Consider the following 319-nt stretch of genomic DNA (forward strand, 5'->3'; position numbering starts at 1 on the left):
CATTGCCGCTCAAGCGCTGCACCGCGCCCTGCTGCGGCTGGAGTAAACCGGCCACCAGCCGCAGTAGCGTACTTTTGCCGATGCCGCTGCGTCCCAGCATTACCGTGGTTTTGCAGCCGCGCAGTTGCAAATTCAGCCTCTGACACAGCGGTTTATCGCCCCAGCTAAAACTCACATCGTTGAAGAGAATGTCCTGATTCATGGGCGATTGGCCGCCAGAATCGCCAGCTGATGAAATCCACGCTGCGCCAGCGCGCTAGCGGCCTGCGCGGCGCGGATGCCGCTGGCGCACACCAGCACGATGCGCTGCCGGGCGGGC

The 319-nt window shown here is 63.3% G+C and carries 1 protein-coding gene and 1 pseudogene; both read right to left on the reverse strand.

The features are described 5' to 3' along the window. Nucleotides 1-202 (reverse strand): ATP-binding cassette domain-containing protein (locus RTM06_RS22450; RefSeq protein WP_312184761.1); only part of this gene is annotated, 202 nt, incomplete at its 3' end. Next, nucleotides 199-319 (reverse strand): annotated as a pseudogene (locus tag RTM06_RS22455) (HesA/MoeB/ThiF family protein); the annotation flags it as partial. The gene RTM06_RS22450 and the pseudogene RTM06_RS22455, both read right to left, overlap by 4 nt.

The sequence above is a fragment of the Pantoea sp. CTOTU46764 genome, from assembly GCF_031974595.1.
GTDB classification, from domain to species: Bacteria; Pseudomonadota; Gammaproteobacteria; order Enterobacterales; family Enterobacteriaceae; genus Pantoea; species Pantoea trifolii.